17 protein-coding genes are annotated in these 19,423 nt (G+C 50.5%); 9 read left to right on the top strand and 8 right to left on the bottom strand.

The window, feature by feature from the left end; genetic code table 11:
- Nucleotides 1–303: 303 nt before the first annotated feature.
- The 4 genes from AC4IE7_RS21625 (at nt 304) to AC4IE7_RS21610 (ending at nt 3,389) form a co-directional block, all read left to right on the top strand.
- Nucleotides 304–1,320 carry a hypothetical protein gene (locus AC4IE7_RS21625; RefSeq protein ID WP_490778961.1) on the top strand — a complete coding sequence of 339 codons (1,017 nt, stop codon included), beginning with the start codon at nt 304–306 and terminating at the stop codon, nt 1,318–1,320.
- A 289-nt stretch (nt 1,321–1,609) separates the two neighbouring features.
- Nucleotides 1,610–1,924, top strand: coding sequence for a YbjQ family protein (locus AC4IE7_RS21620; protein WP_490778960.1), 315 nt, complete (start codon nt 1,610–1,612; stop codon nt 1,922–1,924).
- A gap of 4 nt (nt 1,925–1,928) precedes the next feature.
- Nucleotides 1,929–2,378 (top strand): YbjQ family protein, encoded by a 450-nt coding sequence (locus AC4IE7_RS21615; RefSeq protein ID WP_490778959.1) that lies wholly within the window; start codon nt 1,929–1,931, stop codon nt 2,376–2,378.
- Nucleotides 2,379–2,516: 138 nt separating this feature from the next.
- Nucleotides 2,517–3,389: a M48 family metallopeptidase gene (locus AC4IE7_RS21610; RefSeq protein ID WP_490778958.1), complete on the top strand. Its 873-nt coding sequence runs from the start codon at nt 2,517–2,519 to the stop codon at nt 3,387–3,389.
- 104 nt (nt 3,390–3,493) lie between these two features.
- On the opposite strand, the gene cowN is transcribed toward AC4IE7_RS21610, so the two are convergent.
- Nucleotides 3,494–3,790, bottom strand: a complete 297-nt coding sequence (gene cowN, locus AC4IE7_RS21605; RefSeq protein WP_490778957.1) for a N(2)-fixation sustaining protein CowN — start codon at nt 3,788–3,790, stop codon at nt 3,494–3,496.
- Between the two features lie 330 nt (nt 3,791–4,120).
- On the opposite strand from cowN, the gene AC4IE7_RS21600 reads away from it, so the two are divergent.
- Nucleotides 4,121–5,518 (top strand): CBM96 family carbohydrate-binding protein, encoded by a 1,398-nt coding sequence (locus AC4IE7_RS21600; RefSeq protein WP_490778956.1) that lies wholly within the window; start codon nt 4,121–4,123, stop codon nt 5,516–5,518.
- A gap of 78 nt (nt 5,519–5,596) precedes the next feature.
- Here AC4IE7_RS21600 and AC4IE7_RS21595 read toward each other — a convergent pair whose 3' ends face one another.
- From AC4IE7_RS21595 to def, 6 genes are all read right to left on the bottom strand, one after another.
- Nucleotides 5,597–6,967 (bottom strand): sigma-54-dependent transcriptional regulator, encoded by a 1,371-nt coding sequence (locus AC4IE7_RS21595; RefSeq protein ID WP_490778955.1) that lies wholly within the window; start codon nt 6,965–6,967, stop codon nt 5,597–5,599.
- A complete protein-coding gene (locus AC4IE7_RS21590) occupies nt 6,964–9,135 on the bottom strand; it encodes a sensor histidine kinase (protein WP_490778954.1) in 2,172 nt (723 codons plus the stop codon). Before AC4IE7_RS21590 ends, AC4IE7_RS21595 begins: the two co-directional genes overlap by 4 nt.
- Nucleotides 9,117–9,686: a DUF4390 domain-containing protein gene (locus AC4IE7_RS21585; RefSeq protein WP_490778953.1), complete on the bottom strand. Its 570-nt coding sequence runs from the start codon at nt 9,684–9,686 to the stop codon at nt 9,117–9,119. Before AC4IE7_RS21585 ends, AC4IE7_RS21590 begins: the two co-directional genes overlap by 19 nt.
- Nucleotides 9,662–10,987 (bottom strand): 16S rRNA (cytosine(967)-C(5))-methyltransferase RsmB, encoded by a 1,326-nt coding sequence (rsmB, locus tag AC4IE7_RS21580; RefSeq protein ID WP_490778952.1) that lies wholly within the window; start codon nt 10,985–10,987, stop codon nt 9,662–9,664. The genes AC4IE7_RS21585 and rsmB overlap by 25 nt, the downstream gene beginning before the upstream one ends.
- Complete coding sequence (fmt, locus tag AC4IE7_RS21575; protein WP_490778951.1) at nt 10,987–11,925, bottom strand: methionyl-tRNA formyltransferase; 939 nt, start codon at nt 11,923–11,925, stop codon at nt 10,987–10,989. Before fmt ends, rsmB begins: the two co-directional genes overlap by 1 nt.
- A gap of 106 nt (nt 11,926–12,031) precedes the next feature.
- Complete coding sequence (gene def / locus AC4IE7_RS21570) at nt 12,032–12,565, bottom strand: peptide deformylase (protein WP_490778950.1); 534 nt, start codon at nt 12,563–12,565, stop codon at nt 12,032–12,034.
- Between the two features lie 191 nt (nt 12,566–12,756).
- Between def and AC4IE7_RS21565 the strand changes: the two genes are divergently transcribed.
- The 4 genes from AC4IE7_RS21565 (at nt 12,757) to topA (ending at nt 18,007) form a co-directional block, all read left to right on the top strand.
- A complete protein-coding gene (locus tag AC4IE7_RS21565) occupies nt 12,757–13,791 on the top strand; it encodes a LysM peptidoglycan-binding domain-containing protein (protein WP_490778949.1) in 1,035 nt (344 codons plus the stop codon).
- Nucleotides 13,792–13,859: 68 nt separating this feature from the next.
- The gene (gene dprA, locus AC4IE7_RS21560; protein WP_490778948.1) at nt 13,860–15,017 is read left to right on the top strand and encodes a DNA-processing protein DprA; all 1,158 of its coding nucleotides are present in this window, start codon (nt 13,860–13,862) and stop codon (nt 15,015–15,017) included.
- Nucleotides 15,014–15,490, top strand: a complete 477-nt coding sequence (locus tag AC4IE7_RS21555; RefSeq protein WP_490778947.1) for a Smg family protein — start codon at nt 15,014–15,016, stop codon at nt 15,488–15,490. The genes dprA and AC4IE7_RS21555 overlap by 4 nt, the downstream gene beginning before the upstream one ends.
- Before the next feature lie 240 nt (nt 15,491–15,730).
- Nucleotides 15,731–18,007: a type I DNA topoisomerase gene (topA, locus tag AC4IE7_RS21550; protein WP_490778946.1), complete on the top strand. Its 2,277-nt coding sequence runs from the start codon at nt 15,731–15,733 to the stop codon at nt 18,005–18,007.
- A gap of 1 nt (nt 18,008) precedes the next feature.
- On the opposite strand, the gene AC4IE7_RS21545 is transcribed toward topA, so the two are convergent.
- Nucleotides 18,009–18,605 carry a YqiA/YcfP family alpha/beta fold hydrolase gene (locus tag AC4IE7_RS21545; RefSeq protein ID WP_490778945.1) on the bottom strand — a complete coding sequence of 199 codons (597 nt, stop codon included), beginning with the start codon at nt 18,603–18,605 and terminating at the stop codon, nt 18,009–18,011.
- Nucleotides 18,606–19,423 lie beyond the last annotated feature (818 nt).

Here is a 19,423-nt window from a genome sequence, read left to right as displayed (position 1 = left end):
TAAGTAGATTTAAATCACCCGTTCCAGGTATTGGAAATACTTAATTGTTACTATTTTTGGTACTTACTAACCAGGCCATAGATATTAATACACACGACGGCCTGTCGTTAAATATCTATGGCCCGGTTAGTAAAATCGGCAATGCAATGAATTGACTTCACCATCAAACTTGAGCAGGGCTGATATTTTCATTCATTATCAGCATGTCAAAATAACATAAAGATCAAACACAAAACGGCGCGCATCCTGACACATTCCCTATACCAATGATTTATTAGAAATTAATAATAGGATTTTAATATTATGAAAAGCCTGACAGCCACACTCCTAATCCTGTTCACGATGCTGCCCTATACCGGTAACGCTCAAAACCTTAAGATGATCCCGATCCAGGAAAATGGCACAACAACAGCCTATGTATCAGTACCTGCGGATATCAGATGCAATGTAAAGATACCTGATTTACCCACGGCATTCTGCGCCGGCAGCGGAGACCGCATTTACCACCTTAGCGCCGCCTTTCTGCAACACCAGGTAGATCCGCAACAATATTTCACCTCAATTCTGGAGCAACTTATCACTGAAAACCCAGAATCAAAGATCGTCAATAAATACAGAGTCCCCGAAATCACTCAACACATGGCGAACCGTGATACACAACTGATCTATAAAAACGGACAACAAGTTGTTACTTACGGATTAGATCTCATAGATAATGAGACCAATCAAAAAAGCTCAGCTGTCTTTGTGATCAGCTCTCTCCCCAATAACGGCGCACCTGTAACCAATGTGGATATCATTGGTTTTACTGCCTCCATGTCCGGTTCTTCCGACTTTAATAGTGTACGTAGTGAGATGATCCGCTTTGCCCGCTCCTATCAATTCGATCGTGGCTGGGTGCAGTCAGCCAATGCACAGCATCTTCAGTTTCTAAATAACCAGACAGCCAAAAACAATGCCTTTATGGCCAATCAGCAACGCATACATCAGTCGAATATGGATGCGCTTGACCGCAGCCACAATAGCTATATGGAGAGAAGTGCGGCATCTGATAGAGCCCATAGCAACTATATGAATAACAGTGCAGCATCTGATCGCTCCCATAGCTCATACATCGACTCTATTCACGAAAGAGAGCAAATGGTTGATATGAATACGGGCGCCCGTTACGAAACTGAAGGTTACTATGATTACAACTATGTAAATCCCAATGATTCCACCATCTACTATCAGACCAATGATCCGCTGGACAATCCCAACGTGAACCTAAACCAGGGCGAAAATTACAATCGCTTACAACCATATGATGGTAATTATTAGAACATCAACTTACTTTTCCATCGATTAATTACAAAAACACCGTAGTTATCAAGCCTGACTCGAAACTACGGTGTTTTTTATTTTTTTCGTCACGGTTTAATTACAGGTTAACGGAGATAATAGTTGAACTGAAGGCTTACTGTTTTAGAAACAGGAAGCGTCAATCAAAAACCAGTATTAATCACACTCACCCGCGCTCTATAGCTCTTTCAACATAGGCCGACATGTTTGGGTTGCACAATTGGATCACATTGAGCATCATGCCCTATCGATAAAATAAGGAGCGGTTATGATCGTTACAAATATTGAGATTCTTCCTGACAAGCGGATTGTGGAACATCTTGGGCTGGTTCAGGGTAGCTCAGTCCGCGCCAAGCATGTGGGACGGGACATCATGGCTGGTCTGAAAAATATATTCGGTGGTGAACTGAAAGGCTATACGGAGCTACTTCAGGAGTCCCGCACTGAAGCTATGGAGAGAATGATTGAGCAGGCGGAAGCGGTGGGAGCCAACGCCATTCTTAACGTGCGTTTTTCTACCTCCAGCGTGGCTGCCGGTGCCGCAGAGTTGTTTGCCTATGGAACAGCCGTAATCCTGGAGTAGCAACATGATCGATCTGATAATCCTGGTCACCCTATTGGCAGTTGGCTATGGTTTCGGCACCTACGCAGAAAAGAGACATTACAAGTCGATTATCACCAGGGAAAACGAACTACGCGGCATTCCAGTGATCACCTCCAGGTTTCCCCCAGTCAATAAATCCCTTACTGATGCCGCACTTGTCAGCGGCAGTGTTGTAATATCAGTCGACTATTTCAAACGTTTTCTTGCCGCCCTGAGAAATCTTGTAGGTGGACGGGTCACCTCCTATGAGAGTCTGGTGGACCGAGCCAGACGCGAGGCGATATTACGCATGAAAACCGAAGCAAAGGGTATCAATGCAAACATTATTTTCAATGTAAAATTAGAAACTTCCAGTATTCACAAAGGCAGAAAAAACGGTATCGGATCTGTTGAAGTTCTCGCCTATGGTACCGCGCTAACCAAGCGCAACTAAGGTTCGGATGGTGACCCCAGACTCCACAATTGACCACCAGCATCTTACGTAAGGTAGGTAGTATGCTGCGTCAATTATTGAATTTCACCCTCGTCCATTGGGTAACCCACAAATACTTCTCCAACAGCGGATTTCAGGATGAAATACAGTAACCCAAAAATTCCGGAAGGGATCAACACCAGCAAGCAGCATCCTATAAAAGAGTTCATACTACTCACCGGCGGCGTTATCGGCTTGATTGCAATTGCAGTCCTGGTGTTGGGCCTGTTCGCAGACCGCCTGGCTCATCATATTCCATTTGAGATGGAGCAAAAGATTGCTTCAAGCGATCTTATAGAAGATTCCGAACCAGGCCCCATGCAGGACTATCTTGCAAGCCTTGCAGAGAAGATCATCACTGCACAAGATCTTTCTTCCGAAATGTCGATTACCGTGCACTACCTGGATGAGGAAACGGTGAACGCTTTTGCTACCCTGGGCGGCCATATCTTCATCTATCGAGGATTGATTGAAAAGCTACCTAATGAAAATTCTCTGGTCATGGTTTTGGCTCATGAGATAGCCCATATCAAACACCGTCATCCCATCCGCAGCCTGGGTCGTGGCATAACCATCGGGTTGGCCCTGTCCATGGTGAACAACTCATTAGGGGATATGATGGTTGACCAGATTGTCGGTAACACCGGCATGCTAACTGCACTGACCTTCAGCCGGGAGCAGGAGCGCAAATCTGATGAGACTGCACTTGAGACCTTAATCTCTATCTATGGCAACGTATCTGGCGCTGATCAGCTTTTCGAAGTCCTGCAGGCATCAGAAGGCGCATTGGGCATGCCGGAATTCTTCAGCACCCACCCACTCTCTGAAAATCGCATCCAGAATATTCGTGATTTCAGTAAGCAGTTGTCTGCCAATGCAGACTATGTTGAAACAGCCCCTCTACCGGATGAGTTCGAACAGTGGTTGAGTCTGAACTCAGCGGATGAAGCAGAACAGAAAGAAGACGGGTAGAGGCAATTGTTGAGCAAGGCATGGTGCGGCAGGGCCGGCAGCCTACGTTTGAGTCTATTCCAGACGGTAGCGGATATACACAGAATAGTGTGCCGATAGACTGTTTAGCAGCACTCCTCTTCAAGCATCAGCAGCAGATTCATGGCCTCTTCGTCCTGACTGCTCTCAAACAGTTCTCGCACCTGATTGATATTGGAGTGGATAAGAAACAGCTCATCAGGCTTGGGACCTGAGCCGCCAGCCCGCTTTTTCATAAAATAGTCCCAGAAAGCGTTACTGTATCCCGGCATTTCAATTATTCGTTCGATGCAGCTCATGACTGCTTTGGCATTGCCGTCGCAATCTATGCCTTCAAAACTGATATAGCGGTCAGTGGCCTTACTATTATCTGCCTGGGACACTGGAAAACTCCTGCAAAACATCATAAAAAGGCCGCATCATAGCAACTTGATGATCAGCGGTCATAGAAATTTAGCCAATAGGCTAGGACCTGTTAGCACTCTGCCAGCTCCGAACATAGATCACAGAATTGCTTATGTACGAAACTGACATCAGAATTTTTTGATCTCCATGGCAAAACCTCCCCTTGCAAACAAGTATGGTTTTATACGTTAAACCCAGAATCGGTAGTTGCATGGCATGAAGTCTGCAATTCGTCACTGCAATCAATCTCTACACGTCTGTAAAGCAGTGATGACCATACTGATATAACAAGGAAAAGGGAGAGATTAATGGATAGCAAAGCGATGTCACTGTTGTCTTGGATGGTTTACGTTTTTGGTTTTTCACTTTTAACGCTCTCGCCGATTCAAGCCCTTGAGCATGATGATCAAGGTTGTCTCTCTGACGATGTGAATTTCGATTCAGGCCATGGGTGCTGGATACATCATGATTTGGGCAAAAATCGTGATCGACCGGTACGAGTCTGGTACTACTACCCTGAAAATTACTCCACCGGTTCACATCAGGTCATATTTGCCATGCATGGTGCGAATCGCGACGCGACCAATGCCATAGCACGCTGGCAGCCCTTTGCAGATCAGTATGGTGCCTTGATCATTGCTCCGGAATTCAGTCGCCTCCACTATCCCAAGGCAGCTGACTATAACCGCGGTAGAGTGCTGAATTCAAACGGTGACCTACTACCATTTTCTGATTGGACATATGCTTCCATTGAAGAGATCTTCGATCAGGTCATCAGGCTGATTCCCGGAGCGCCAAAACGCTACAGTATTCAAGGGCATTCCGCAGGTGGCCAGTTTGTACAGCGCATGGCCTTGCTAACTGACAATTTCAGAATTCAGACTGCGGTCACGGCTAATCCAGGATGGTATCTGTTACCAGATAGAAATGACCGCTATCCCTGCGGAATTGCCAACTTCTCTAAACACGCAATAGATTTAAAAACTGCCTATGCCAGGAATCTGGTAATCACCCTGGGTACCAAAGACAATGATCCCAATGCCCCTTTGCTGAATCATGGCAGTTGTGCTGAGATGCAGGGTTCAAACCGTTATGACCGTGGCCGCTTCTTCTATGAGTATGCCCGTAAGGACGCACTCAACCGTGGTCTGACTTTCAACTGGAAATTGGTCGAGGTTGAGGGTGTCGGACACAGCGCCAATGGAATGGTTCAGGCAGGTGCAAACGAGATTCTGAGCGAACCTGAGAAACAACCATCATTGGTTTTGACTCCAACTCAGGATGCAACAGTAAAGGCGAACTATCCAAACTCAAACTATGGCTTACGTGACACCCTGCAGGTGGATGGACAATCGGAGAAAACCACCTATATACAATTTGATCTTCGAGGTGTAACCGAGGTAGGTGCAGCGATTCTGCGGGTTGATGTAACTGACCCATCGAGTGGCTTACAGCTGCTGCATGAAGCCAATGGAAATCAGTGGAGTGAAACCGGCCTGACGTTTAGTAATCAGCCCGGTGTTGCAGATTTAATAGCAACTGTTAACGGCTCCCATAGCGGAGATCTCTCTATCGATCTAAGCGACTTTATTCACGCCCGCATGGGAGAGATCGTCACCCTGGTCTTCAGCTCATCAAATGCGAATGGACTCTATTTCAAATCTCGGGAGTCAACTTCACCACCGACGTTAGAACTCTATCATTGACATAAGGGCACAAGCAGTTAATAGAGGTGCCCATAATCAAAGGTAAGGGAGCGGTAAACCAAGAATAGAAACAGTGCATTAGCGCTTATCCTTAAACTCAATCTCCAGCGACTTGAGCTTACGATAGAGATGGGTACGCTCCATACCCACCTCTTTGGCCATGCGGGATATATTCCCCTCATGCTGCTTCAACTGATACTCCAGATAGACCTTTTCAAACTCCTCTCTGGCCTGCCGTAGCGGTTGATCCAGCGAGACCGGGGATTCAGGTCCGACAAGAGAGCCTGCTAAATCCGGCGCACCCAGGGAGGACTCAACCTCTTCCTGCGAGATCTCGCTACCTGCCCCCAGTATCAATAACCGCTGCACCAGATTTTTCAGCTCACGGACATTACCGTGCCAGGGGTGATTACGCAGGGTATTCTGGGCGCCGACATTGAAATGGCGGTAGGGTAATTTCTCATGGTTCACATACCAGTCCACGTAGAAATTGAGCAACTCCGGTACATCTTCTGCATGCTCCCGTAGAGGGGGGACATGCAGTGGTACAACATTCAGGTGATAGAAAAGATCTTCGCGGAAGGTATTGCCCTTCACTGCGTCCTCCAGATTGTGTTGGGTGGCAGCGATGATACGCACGTCGATACTTACCGGCTCAGTGCCACCGACACGCATGAAACGCCCGGTATCCAGAGCACCAACCAGTTGTGACTGGGCCTCGAGGTCCATATCCGCAACCTCGTCGAGAAACAGGGTACCCCCTGCCGCCTGCTCCAGACGACCATAGTGAATGCGCCCATCTTCCTCACTGCCAAACAGCTCCTGGGCAGCATTTCCCTGAACAATCGCGCTGACGTTCACCTCTACAAACGGGCGATCGCGACGTAGACTTTGGGCGTGCAGGTAGCGCGCCAGAGTCTCACGACCACTGCCCGGTTCACCGGTCACCAGAACCCAGGTATCGTGCTGGGCGATACGTTTTACCTGTTCTCTGAGACGCTGCATTACAGTACTTCTTCCTGTCGGCTCATGTACCGCATGAACATGCCGTCTCAGACCAACATTCTCCTGTTTGAGCTGTTCTGCCTCCAGTGCTCTTTCCACAGTCAACAGCAGTTTTGCCAGGGAGAGCGGTTTTTCCAGAAAGTCATATGCACCGTGACGGGTAGCCTCCACTGCTGTCTCTACCGTGCCATGTCCTGACATCATGATCACCGGACAGGGCAGGACCTCATCTTCACCCCACTCTTTCAACAGCGTTATACCGTCCACATCGGGCATCCAGATATCGAGCAGAATCAACTCCGGCCGACGCTCCCGCAGCGCCTGTCGAGCACTCTTGCCATCTTCCGCCATGGAAACTTCATAGGACTCATCCTGCAGAATCTCTTTGACAAGATTGCGAATGTCCGGCTCATCATCCACCACAAGGATGTAGGCCTTACTCATACTTGACTCTCCTCTTGTTCCAGCAACATCGGCAACTGCACAACCATACAGGCACCCTTATCGCAATTCTCCGCATAGATGATACCGCCATGTTCCTCGACAATCTTCTTTACGATAGCCAGACCCAATCCTGTACCCTTCTTCTTTGAAGTGACATAGGGCTCAAAAATTTGCGGCATCATCTCTTCAGGGAAACCCGGCCCATTGTCCTTCACCCGAAGTTCGTAATTCGGATGCTCATTCCGATTCACGACCTTCGATATCAAACTGACTTTTGCCTCTGCTTTGCCTTCCAGTGCTTCGAGGGCATTCTTTATCAGGTTATGCACCACTTGTCTGATCCTGAGTGGATCAGCTTCAACCCGGGCATGACCAGCCGTCATATCGACTTCGAAACTTACACCCCTAGTACCCCGATAGAGATCTGCGACCTCCTCGATCAAATGTTCCAATTTAACAGGTTTAGCAGCCATTTGGGGCGGTTTGGCATACTCAGAGAAGTCATTGACCATGCTTTTCATCGCTTCAACCTGCTGGACGATGGTATGGGTTGCCCGATCCATGACTTCAGCATCATCCGCCGGCATGCTTTTGAGGTACTTATGTCTCAATCGTTCTGCAGAGAGCTGAATTGGCGTCAGCGGGTTTTTGATCTCATGGGCCAGTCGCCTGGCCACCTCGCCCCAGGCCGCATCCCTTTGGGCACGAATCAGGGCAGTGGCATCATCGAACAACACAATGTGCCCGATACGTCCATTCGGTTGGGCAAACGGCGTGGTACGACAAATCAACACCTTTCGCCCTTCGCTGCCTAGCAGGGTCAACTCACCTCGCCACTCACTTTCGATCTGTCTTAAAGGGGTTTCGAGACCTTCGGCAAACTGTTTCAAAGTGGGTGAATTCTGCCCCAGGCTGGATAGAGATTCGCCCGCCACCTGCATCATTTCGACCCCCAGGATCTTGCCCGCCGCCGGGTTGGCAGTACGTAGTTTACGCTGGGCATCAAAGGTCAAAACACCAGAGGACAAACGAGCCAGCACAGTCTCAAGATATGCGCGCTGCCCCTCGACTTCCCGCTGACTTTGGCCAGCCTGATCCCGGGCCTGCCGAATACGTCGGGTCATTGCATTGAAGGAGGAGACCAGAAAAGCGAGTTCATCAGCCCGCCTGGGCACGGGTAACTGTCTGTCGTAGTCGCCACCGGCAACCGCCTTGGTGCCCGCCGCGATATTCGCGATAGGCGCAACCAGCCGCCTGGCGGAAAAAAAGGCCGCCCAAACCGCAGACAGCACAGCAAACATCAATACCAACGAGAGTGTCAGTGCGAAGTTACGTTTCAGTGATTGCCGCAAAAAAGAGAGCTCTTTGTAGCGGTTATAGGCTAACTCCAGCTTTTCAGAGAGGGCGCTGACCCGTTCTGAAGCGGGATAGAGACCCTGGATGATCAACGGCCTGCCAAGCGGATCTGCCACCGCCACCCGGATCATCAACTCATCCTTATCCCGAGCCAGGCCGACATAGCTGTTCCCCTCCCTCAAACGCTGCATGATGTAGTCATCAGGCTTTGCTGGAACCAGTTCGTCTGCCACCGCATTGGAGTACGCAATAATCTGTCCACCAGGGTCGCTCAAAGAGAGCTCCAGGGCACCGGACTGCTGTCGCAATCTGGCAATAGTCAGTGAGAGCGCCGACTCTGAAGTATCGGCTATGCTCAGCAACTGCTGCTCAGTATATTTCAACCATACCCGTTGATTGAGGGCAAGAGAGGCCTGCCCAAGCTCTCGTGCATCCTCCATGGCCTGATCGATCTGAACATCAAACCAGCTGTCGATGCCCCCTTGCAGAAAACTGAAAGAGTAGTAGTAGACAACGCCCACCGGAGTCAAGGCGATGAGGGTAAAAATCAACACCATCCGCAGTGTAAGACGTGAACCCGCACTGTGCCTGAGATACTGTCGTATCAAGCGGATCGAGTTGTAGGTGATCAGCACAAACAGGACAAACATGCCTGCCAGGTTGAAAATCAGCAGAGGAACAAAATAGCGACTCAACTCCGCTGAGTTCTGCACTGCACTGCTCATCAGATGCAGACTCACCAGCAACAGAAACAGCAACAGGCCGACAGAGAGTCCGCCCAGACGTAAACGACTCAGGGTTGAAGGGGCCATTGGGTCCATCCCGTTGTTAATTTCCAACCTCTACCCAGATAGGCCAGCGGTTGTAGAGGCAGTGGCAGGGAGTCAATATCCAGGTCGCCTCTTAAACGCAGCTGATAGGCTTCACCCGGTATCAGCTGAACCAATCTTACCAAGGGCAGATTATTGATCTCCCCCAATGCATAGAGCGCCGCCTCCTGGGTGACAAAGTTCTGTTCGTTATCGGTTTGCATATCCACCACCCGGTAGAGTTCCGTCAGGGCGTGATATCGAATTTGAAACCAGAGTGTTTGGGCAAAAGGGCTAGGCTCCCAAAAGCCCCGCCAAACCTTGTCCACCACCAGCCGAACTTTCAAGGTAAGGGGCACTCCGTTACTCAGGGCCTGGTGGGCCTCTTCACTCAACGAATAGTCGATGCGTGCATTCAGCAAATAACCATTGTCCTGCTTGACGATCTGCACATCCGTAACGGAAAAACTTGCAGCCTTTGCATCAGCAAAGCAGATCATCAGCAACACTACCCAGAGGGTGACCCTTTTCATGGCTGATGTTTTACCAAACATGCGTAGAAAAACCCATCCATGTCACTCTCTCCCGGTGCGATCTGCCGCCCTACAGAACGAGCCTCTCCCCAACTCACATCCATCAGATGTTCACCGGCATCAGGCTGCTCACTGAAAAAGTGCTGCAATTGACGCTCATTCTCCTCGGCCAGTATTGAACAGGTAACATAGAGCATCTTGCCGCCAACAGCCAATAGAGGCCAGATTGCTTTTAGGATTTCACCCTGCAATTGGACTAGATTGTTAATATCAGAAGCTCGTCTCAATAATTTAATATCTGGATGACGACGCAGCACGCCAGTGGCTGAGCAGGGAACATCCAATAGAATACGATCGTAGTGCCTGTTGGCCCAAGCGCCCTGCGGCTTGGAAGCATCACCCACAGCCACCTCAGCCTGCAGATTAAGCCGGGCCAGATTTTCTTCAACACGCTGAAGACGCTCAGCACTGAGATCCACTGCTGTGAGCTTTAATCCCGGCTCCCGCTCAAGTAGATGACAGCTTTTTCCACCCGGTGCGGCACAGGCATCCAAAACCTGCTGTCCCGCATTAAGGTCGAGCAGCTCCGCCGCCAATTGGGCAGCGCCATCCTGGACAGATACCCAGCCCTTTTGAAAACCGGGCAGCTGCTCAACATCCAGGGGTGATTCCAGCGTCAATCCTGCAGGGGCATGAGAAATTCTTACCGATTTTATCCCCTCTGACTGCAGTAGCTGTTGATAGGCTTCCCGAGAGTTGGCGGTAAGATTTACCCGCAAACTCATTGGTGGCCGGCTATTGAGCGCCTTGGCCCGATCCTGCCAACTCTCCGGCCACTGTTTTTCAAGCCCGGTGAGCAGCCATTTCGGCATGGCATACTTTACCTCCGCTTCACCATCGACCTGATTCAGCAAGCTCTCACGGCGACGCTGAAAATTGCGTAACACACCGTTGATAAGGCCGACTGCCCAAGGTTTTCCAAGTTGTTTTGCCGCGTCTGCCGTTTCATGCACCGCCGCGTGATCGGCAACTCTCAGATAGAGTAGTTGGTATAGCCCGATCAGAATCAGCGCGTGGACGTCGCGGTCTTTACTCTTTAAAGGGCGCTCAAGCAGGCACTTCACCAGGGCCTCCAGGCGTGGATAGTTACGCATCACACCATAGGCAATCTCTTGCACCAGCCCCCCATCTCTGGGGTCATCGAGCCGAGCAAGATGGTTCGGTATCAATTCGGAGAGTGATTGGCCAGCCAATACCCCCTGGATCACCTTGGCCGAGATCGACCTGGGACTCCACTTTGTCGGCCGCTTGCGACGGCCCATCAGCTCAACACCACACCATCCATCGTATGTGCATTGAGAAAATCTGCCGCTGACATCGCTCGCTTACCGGGCATCTGCAGTTGAGTGATACGCAGCACGCCCTCTCCAGTGGCAACATCGAAATAGGTTTTACCTGTCTCAACGACCTCCCCTGGGGATCCTGCTGACCCTTCTGCCAAACACTCGCTATTCCAGATTCTCATGACCTTATCGCCATAAAGAGACTGGGCCACCGGCCAGGGATTGAAGGCCCGAACCTGTCGGTCGATCTGTTCAGCAGTTTGGCGCCAATCGATTCTCGCCTCTTCTTTATCGAGCTTGTTGGCATAATTGGCCAGGCTATCGTCTTGCGGCTCCCCTTTCAGGCTCCCCTCCTGCAACCCGGGCAGGGCAGCCAGCAACGCATCTGCTCCCAGCTCTGCCAGCCTGTCATGCAGGCTTCCCCCCGTCTCTCCTTTCTGAATTGGGGTCTTTACGATACTCAACATCGGCCCGGTATCCAGTCCTGCCTCCATCTGCATGATGGTTACCCCGCTCTCCTTATCTCCCGCCAGTATCGAACGCTGTATGGGCGCTGCCCCACGCCACCTGGGCAGCAAAGAGGCGTGAATGTTGATGCAGCCTAATCTGGGTGCATCCAGTACAGCTTGAGGTAGCAGTAAACCATAGGCAACCACGACCATTAAATCCGCCTTGTGATCGGTCAACACCTGCTGCGCCTCAGCATCCTTCAGGGTTTTAGGCTGATAGATATCCAACCCGTTATCTAAAGCCAATTGTTTGACCGGGCTAAACTGCACTTTTCTGCCACGACCAGCCGGACGGTCCGGCTGGGTGTAAACAGCCACAATTCTATGCTCTGAAGTTAGTAGAGCCTCCATTGCCTTGGCTGCAAAATCGGGGGTGCCGGCAAAGATGATGTTCAACGGTTCTGCCATGGGGATGGTATCCAAAATAGTCCTTAGCGGTTGTTTTTTAACAAGTTTGGGATGCGGGTCTCAGACAGATCGCGCTTCACCTATAAAGATTGGGTCAGAGTCGGCTTCAGAGAGCCTCGCGAGCACCTGTTGAGCCAGGACCCTGCTGTCGGCCCTCTTTCTCCAGTTTCTTGCGTATACGCTGTCGTTTTAAGCTGGATAGATAGTCGACAAACAATTTACCATCCAGGTGATCCAGTTCATGCTGTACGCAGACCGCCAGCAAGCCTTCGGCCTCCTCCTCAAATGGGACGCCATCCCGATCCAAAGCCGAGAAACGGATACGATCAGCCCGACTTACCGACTCGTAAACCCCGGGAACAGAGAGACAGCCCTCTTCCATCTGCTCAACCCCATCCTTTTCAAGAATTTCTGGATTGATCAGGCAAAGCGGCTGATTCTTCTCCTCAGAGAGGTCAATCACAACCACTCGTTTTGCAACATTTACCTGGGTTGCAGCCAGACCAATACCCGGCGCCTGATACATTGTCTCAAGCATATCGTCAATCAGCCGACGTATAGAGTCGTCAACCTGCACCACAGGTTTGGCTTTGTTGCGTAGTCTGGGATCAGGAAAATGAAGTATGTCAAGAATCGCCATTGCTTTATCCAAAATCTATAGTACAAATGCAAGAAATTGCGCTAACATAATGATCATACTGGAAACTGGTGTACTGTCCCATACTGTTTCAACACTTGAATCGAGGACAATAAGGGTCACAGCAGGGGATGGCCCCAGCCCGTTCCTTCACCATATCAAAGCGTTTCCGTATCGTACCCAAGGGAATAGTCATGTCACATTTTAACAACAAAATCATCGGAGTCATTAGCGGCTTGCTGCTCTCCTTTGCATCAATCGCCGCTGATCACGTGGCGCTCAATCCATCGCATCCGGAACGATATACCGTTGTAAAGGGCGACACACTTTGGGATATCTCTTCGATGTTCCTGCGTGACCCCTGGCTCTGGCCTGAAGTCTGGTATGTCAATCCCCAGGTTGAAAACCCCCACCTGATCTACCCAGGTGACGAGTTAGTACTCACTTACCTGGATGGCAGACCTATCCTCAGAGTCGATCGTAAAGGTAAGCTCTCGCCTAAGATTCGCGCCACCCCGCTTGACCAGGCCATACCGACCATCCCTATTGATGCGATAGCGCCATTTCTGACCCGCCCCTATGTGGTCGACGAAAATGAGCTGGAGAAGGCCCCCTACATCGTTCACTTCCTCGATGACCACATTGTGGGCGGCGCAGGCGTCAGCTATTACGCCCGCTCCATCATGGAAGAGCAACCCAAACAATACGCCATCGTTAGACCTGAAAAGCCCTACAAAGATCCTGATAGCGGAGAGATCCTAGGCTATGAAGCGCTCTATATCGGCACCTCTGAACTCAAGCGTACCGGAGACCCGGCAAAGCTGCTGATCGCCTCATCGGAAATGGAGGCAATCATCGGCGACCGACTGCTCAAATCCAGAGATGAAGAGCCACTGATCGATTTCCAGCCCCGCGAACCTGACTTTCCCATCGAGGGACGCATTATCTCAGTACTCAACGGCGTCTCCCAAATCGGACAGTACAATGTAGTTGTCCTGAACAAAGGCAGCAATGTCGGCCTGGAACCTGGGCATGTCCTGCAGATCCTACAGGGTGGTAATGAGATTCGTGACATCATCAAAGGGCGCGGTGAAAAAGTGACTCTCCCCTTGGAGAAGGCCGGTTACCTGATGGTCTTCCGCACTTTCCAGAAAGTCAGTTTTGCCCTGGTCATGAACGCCACAAAGCCACTTCATGTGCTTGACTGGGTTCGCCCTCCGGTAGATTGATGACACCACCTGCAGTCGGCACGTTGATCACGTGCCGCTGCACCATCGACATGGAAACATAAGGCATCATGGATGATTTGCCGCAGACACTCCCGACAGACCTGGAACCCTGGTTGCAGGTCAGCCATACCCCAGGTATCGGAAGCCGCTATTTTTTAAGGCTTATTGAGCACTTTCAAAGCGCAGAAGGGATTCTTGGCGCAAGCCGCAGCGGGCTGGAATCCCTCTCTATCCCACAGCCAGCAATAGAACATCTGCTGAATCCTGACAGAAGCAGGATAGAAACCTCCCTCGACTGGTTAAAACAACCAGGTCATCAAGCACTGACCCTGTCTGACCCAAATTATCCCCCGCTCTTGAGGCAGATCGATGACCCACCCCCTATCCTCTATCTGATGGGCGAGCCAGGCCTTCTATTGCAACCCCAGTTGGCGATCGTTGGCAGTCGCAATCCAACGGCCGCAGGACGCACCAATGCAAAGGAGTTTGCCCGCTGCCTCGCCGGGGCCGGTCTGACTGTCTGCAGTGGCCTGGCTTTGGGTATAGATGGGGAAGCCCATAAGGGCGCCATGCAATCGGGGCGTACTATTGCTGTCATGGGTACAGGGCCAGACCGAATCTATCCTGCAAGCCACCGTAAATTAGCCCATGAGATAGCCGACACAGATTTACTGATCACCGAATTCCCTCCAGGGACACCGGCCAGAGCTGAGAATTTTCCCCGGCGCAACCGCATCATCAGCGGGCTCTCCCTGGGCGTATTGGTGGTTGAGGCCACACTCCAGAGCGGCTCTTTGATTACTGCGCGCCTCGCAACCGAGCAGGGACGGGAAGTATTTGCCATTCCAGGCTCTATCCATAATCCACAGTCAAAGGGCTGCCATACCCTGATACGCCAAGGAGCAAAACTGGTGGAATCGGCGCAAGACATCGGAGAAGAGCTGGGACCCTTGACTGGGCTGCTTGAACAAAGCACTGAAAACAATCAATCTTCCCCGCCTCTGGTTCGTCACGAAACTGACCCGGAGTACGCCCTTTTAGTTGAAGCTATGGGATTCGACCCTGTCTCAGTTGACGAATTAATCACCCGAACCGGTTTGACCGCAGAGACAGTTTCGTCCATGCTGCTATTGCTCGAGCTCGAAGGTCATGTATCATCGGCTCCTGGCGGCTACTACTGTCGCGTAATAACTGCATCCCGCCCAAGCGGGAGAGAGAGCACATGAACGAAAACGTGGTTGATATATTGATCTACCTCTATGAAAACTACATGGACGGTGAACACGCTCCGCCGACGGATCAACACGAACTGCGAGATGAATTGATCCAGGCCGGCTTTCCCTCAACTGAGATAAGCAAAGCGTTTGACTGGCTGGATGAGCTGGCTGAAAACGCGCAAAACCAACAGAGTGAAACAAGGCAATCCCACTCACTTCGTATCTTTACGGAGGAGGAATCGACCCGACTGGATGTCGACTCCCGTGGTCTGCTGATGTTTCTGGAACAGAATGACATCCTGACTCTTGCCGCCAGGGAGCTGGTCATCGACCGAGCCCTTGCACTGGATACCGCTGTCATTTCAGAGGAAGAGTTGAAATGGATTATTCTTTTGGTTCTTATGAATCAACCAGGCCAGGAGGCTGCATTTGCTCGCATGGAAGACATGGTCTATAACGAAGCACCTGTTTTTCTGCATTAACGAAGTAGAAAGTCATCTGCTCGGTGTAGAGTCATAATTACTATAAAGTACTGGCATATTTAGCGCCGGTAAATCTGACTCATCCCCAAGATTTTAAGTGGATAACAACCTATCAGTGCTAGAAATCCACAGGATTTCTAGCTGTATTTTCTTAACGGGATTCACTAAAAAACTTGATTTCTTCAACGCGGAACGGTTCACTGTGCCGCATTTTTCAGCGCAAACTGACACTAAGGCCATATGAATCTGGTTATTGTTGAATCGCCAGCCAAGGCGAAAACCATCAAGAAATACCTCGGGGGCAGCTTCGAGGTACTGGCTTCTTATGGCCACGTTCGAGACCTGATCCCCAAGGAGGGCGCGGTAGATCCGGACAACGGTTTCGCCATGAAATATCAAATCATAGAGCGGAATGATCGCCATGTTCAGGCCATCACCAAGGCGCTGAAAAAATCAGAGGCGCTCTATCTGGCTACTGATCCGGATCGTGAAGGTGAAGCAATCTCCTGGCATCTTTCTGAGCTACTGAGAGAGCGAGGCAAACTTAAAAACAAGCCTGTGTATCGTGTTGTTTTCAACGAAATCACAAAAAAAGCAGTCAACGATGCCATTGCCAATCCGCGAGAACTCTCTCACCATCTGGTAGATGCACAGCAAGCACGACGGGCACTGGACTACCTGGTTGGCTTCAATCTCTCTCCACTACTGTGGAAAAAAGTTCGACGTGGCCTCTCCGCCGGTCGGGTCCAGAGCCCGGCGTTAAGAATGATCGTAGAGCGGGAGCAGGAAATCGAAGCCTTTAAGGCTGAAGAGTTCTGGACTGTGGAAGCAGACTCCAAAAAGGAGAAACAGGCCTTTACAGCCCGCCTGACTCACTATCAAGGCGATAAACTAGAGAAGTTCAGTATCACCGATGAAGCGGCAGCAAAAGCTGCAGAACAAAAACTTCTGAGTGATGGCAGCGACGGTCTACTGGTCGTCAAAGTCGAGAAAAAACAACGCAAACGCAATCCTGCTCCCCCATTCACGACCTCAACGCTGCAGCAGGAAGCCGCACGCAAGCTTGGCTTTACCACACAGCGCACCATGCGCACCGCCCAGCAACTCTATGAAGGCGTGGATGTTGGTCAGGGCACAGTCGGTCTGATCACCTACATGAGAACCGACTCGGTGCATCTGGCAGACGAGGCAACCACTGAAATACGCGACCTTATCAGTGAACGCTACGGCGCCGATCAGCTTCCTCCCAAGGTAAGGGAGTTCAAGACCAAAGCGAAAAACGCCCAGGAGGCGCACGAAGCCATTCGTCCAACCTCTGTACACCGCATTCCTGAAGAGATTAAGAGTCATCTGAGCAAGGACCAGGCTAAACTCTACGAGTTGATCTGGAAGCGTTCTGTGGCCTGTCAGATGATACATGCCACGATCCACACCGTAGCGGCTGACATGCAATGTGGTGAGGGTAATATGTTTCGAGCCAATGGCTCGGTGATCGCAAAACCTGGATTCATTGCCGTCTACCAGGAGGGTCTGGACGATGGCGCCAAAAGTGACAGCGATGAAAAACTTCTGCCACCACTCTCTGAAGGTGAAACCCTGCCTCTGCTGGCAGTAAGACCTGAGCAGCATTTCACAGAACCACCACCACGTTACAGTGAAGCAAGCCTGGTCAAGGCGCTGGAAGAGTATGGCATCGGCCGCCCTTCGACCTACGCCTCAATCATTTCGACGCTGCAGGATCGTGAATATGTAACCCTTGAGAAAAAGCGCTTCCAGCCCACAGACGTTGGCCGGGTAGTGAATAAGTTCCTCACTGAGTACTTTACCCGATATGTAGACTACAGTTTCACCGCCAATCTTGAAGATGAACTGGATGCTGTCTCCAGGGGTGAGGAGGAGTGGGTACCCCTGTTATCAAAGTTCTGGGGCCCCTTCAAAGAGCGCATTGATCACACTCAGGAGAACGTCAAACGTAGTGATGTCACCCATGAGGCGATGGATGAAGCCTGCCCGAAATGCGGCGAGCAACTCTCAATTCGTCTTGGACGACACGGCCGTTTTATCGGCTGTAACAACTACCCGACATGCGACTACACCCGTGATCTCAATGCGGACAGCAGCGAAAAAGCAGAGCCGGAAATCGTCGAAGATCGCAAATGCCCGGAGTGCCAGTCAGACCTGGTGATCAAGCGAGGCCGATACGGTAAATTCATCGGCTGCTCCAGCTATCCCAAATGCCGTTACATCGAGCCACTGGAAAAGCCTGAAGACACCAGCGTGAGCTGCCCGAAATGTAACAAAGGCACTCTGCTGAAGCGTAAGTCGAGACGCGGCAAGATCTTCTACTCCTGCTCTACCTATCCGGATTGTGATTATGCGATATGGAATGAGCCGGTTTCCGAGCCTTGTCCGAGTTGTGGCTGGCCCATACTGACCATCAAAACCACCAAGCGCAAAGGTAGTGAAAAGGTCTGCCCTCAAAAGGAGTGCTCTTTCAGCGAGCCGTACGAAGAGTAATTCACCACTTATGCTGATACCGATTGTGCTTATGCGCAATAATCTCTACCGCCTGATGCATATGCTCAAAGGTGTGACTACCCCCTTCAAAGCAGATAATTTCTGCTGACTCACCATAGAGCTCCTGCGCAATACGATAATCAATCAGCTCGTCTCCCTTATCCAGTAATAGCGTCACTGGCAAGTTGAGTTGATTCGGAATTGTGGCAAATTCCCTGGTTGCCGCCACCATTCTCGAAGAGAGGAAATAGCCCTCTTTCAGAGCTTCATTGAATTGCCAGCCAACCACCTGTTTCAGTAAACGCCAGGGTTGTAAGGCGGGATTGATCATCAGCAGATGATGAAAACCAAGACGGCCAGCCAACCAGGCCCCATAGAACCCTCCCATGGAGCTCCCTACCATGATCAGCGGCTCCGAACTCAACACTTTGCCATCAATTAGCCCCGTTAATTCCCGCGTCAATTTTGTAACTGCCAGATCGGCTGAATGGGCAGGATAGGTAGGGCTGATAACCTCAATATCTGGTAGTGCCTGCCTGATAAAGGCCGCTTTTCCGGAACTCCCGGCACTGTTCAAACCGTGAAGATAGACAATCATTCATATGCTCCAGGCAGATTGCATGCTGCTTAATCCTATACAAAATAATCCACCGACTGTTACCGAATCCACCCTTTTTGTTAATCAGTAAGCCCCTCTCCCTTGACGGGAGAGGGGTTGGGGAGAGGGTGAACATCAAGCAATTGATGAAACTGAAACCTAAAAGGCGATATCCCATCAATCCTTGTCATGCTGATAATTGATGCTGATGGTGATATCGAACCCCTCCCCCTCTCCCCCAGCCCCTCTCCCGCAAGGGGAGAGGGGAGTGAAGTACAAACCGGCAACATCGTTTACAGGTAGTTAATGCATGGTCGGAAGGAAAGACCTACGTATGCTCCAGACAGATTTCATGCCGCTCTAATCCTATACAAAATAATCCACCGACTGTTACCGAATCCATCCCTTTTGTTAATCAGTAAGCCCCTCTCCCTTGACGGGAGAGGGGTTGGGGAGAGGGTGAGCATCAAGCAATTGATGAAACTGAAACGTAAAAAGCGATAACTCTTCAATCCTTGTCATACCGATAATTGATACAGATGATGATATTGAATCCTTCCCCCTCTCCCCCAGCCCCTCTCCCGCAAGGGGAGAGGGGAGTAAAAGATGTCCTGGTTGCACTGTTACTCTACCCTCGTATTTGCCAAGCTGATGATTTGTGCTATTCACTCCCCCTTCCTCTGCGGCCAAATATCTCTACAGCCGCCAATCCTCAATTAAGATGAGAAACCAAACCAGGGCCAGTAAACAGTAACAAAGCGGCACTTCCACTGATGGGAATCTCTCTATTCCATCTCACCCACTTGCTTGACCTTTTA

It is taken from the genome of Candidatus Thiodiazotropha sp. AKAK3 (assembly GCF_058244645.1).
This window is presented reverse-complemented; position numbering and strand designations above follow the sequence as displayed.

What these genes read in the sequence shown, in the direction of transcription:
- AC4IE7_RS21600 (WP_490778956.1), top strand. Translation starts at nt 4,121, where the DNA reads ATGGATAGCAAAGCGATGTCACTGTTGTCTTGGATGGTTTACGTTTTT.
- AC4IE7_RS21595 (WP_490778955.1), bottom strand. Translation starts at nt 6,967, where the DNA reads ATGAGTAAGGCCTACATCCTTGTGGTGGATGATGAGCCGGACATTCGC.
- def (WP_490778950.1), bottom strand. Translation starts at nt 12,565, where the DNA reads ATGGCGATTCTTGACATACTTCATTTTCCTGATCCCAGACTACGCAAC.
- dprA (WP_490778948.1), top strand. Translation starts at nt 13,860, where the DNA reads ATGGATGATTTGCCGCAGACACTCCCGACAGACCTGGAACCCTGGTTG.
- AC4IE7_RS21590 (WP_490778954.1), bottom strand. Translation starts at nt 9,135, where the DNA reads ATGGCCCCTTCAACCCTGAGTCGTTTACGTCTGGGCGGACTCTCTGTC.
- fmt (WP_490778951.1), bottom strand. Translation starts at nt 11,925, where the DNA reads ATGGCAGAACCGTTGAACATCATCTTTGCCGGCACCCCCGATTTTGCA.
- AC4IE7_RS21625 (WP_490778961.1), top strand. Translation starts at nt 304, where the DNA reads ATGAAAAGCCTGACAGCCACACTCCTAATCCTGTTCACGATGCTGCCC.
- AC4IE7_RS21565 (WP_490778949.1), top strand. Translation starts at nt 12,757, where the DNA reads ATGTCACATTTTAACAACAAAATCATCGGAGTCATTAGCGGCTTGCTG.
- AC4IE7_RS21615 (WP_490778959.1), top strand. Translation starts at nt 1,929, where the DNA reads ATGATCGATCTGATAATCCTGGTCACCCTATTGGCAGTTGGCTATGGT.
- AC4IE7_RS21555 (WP_490778947.1), top strand. Translation starts at nt 15,014, where the DNA reads ATGAACGAAAACGTGGTTGATATATTGATCTACCTCTATGAAAACTAC.
- topA (WP_490778946.1), top strand. Translation starts at nt 15,731, where the DNA reads ATGAATCTGGTTATTGTTGAATCGCCAGCCAAGGCGAAAACCATCAAG.
- AC4IE7_RS21545 (WP_490778945.1), bottom strand. Translation starts at nt 18,605, where the DNA reads ATGATTGTCTATCTTCACGGTTTGAACAGTGCCGGGAGTTCCGGAAAA.
- AC4IE7_RS21585 (WP_490778953.1), bottom strand. Translation starts at nt 9,686, where the DNA reads ATGTTTGGTAAAACATCAGCCATGAAAAGGGTCACCCTCTGGGTAGTG.
- AC4IE7_RS21610 (WP_490778958.1), top strand. Translation starts at nt 2,517, where the DNA reads ATGAAATACAGTAACCCAAAAATTCCGGAAGGGATCAACACCAGCAAG.
- AC4IE7_RS21620 (WP_490778960.1), top strand. Translation starts at nt 1,610, where the DNA reads ATGATCGTTACAAATATTGAGATTCTTCCTGACAAGCGGATTGTGGAA.
- rsmB (WP_490778952.1), bottom strand. Translation starts at nt 10,987, where the DNA reads ATGGGCCGTCGCAAGCGGCCGACAAAGTGGAGTCCCAGGTCGATCTCG.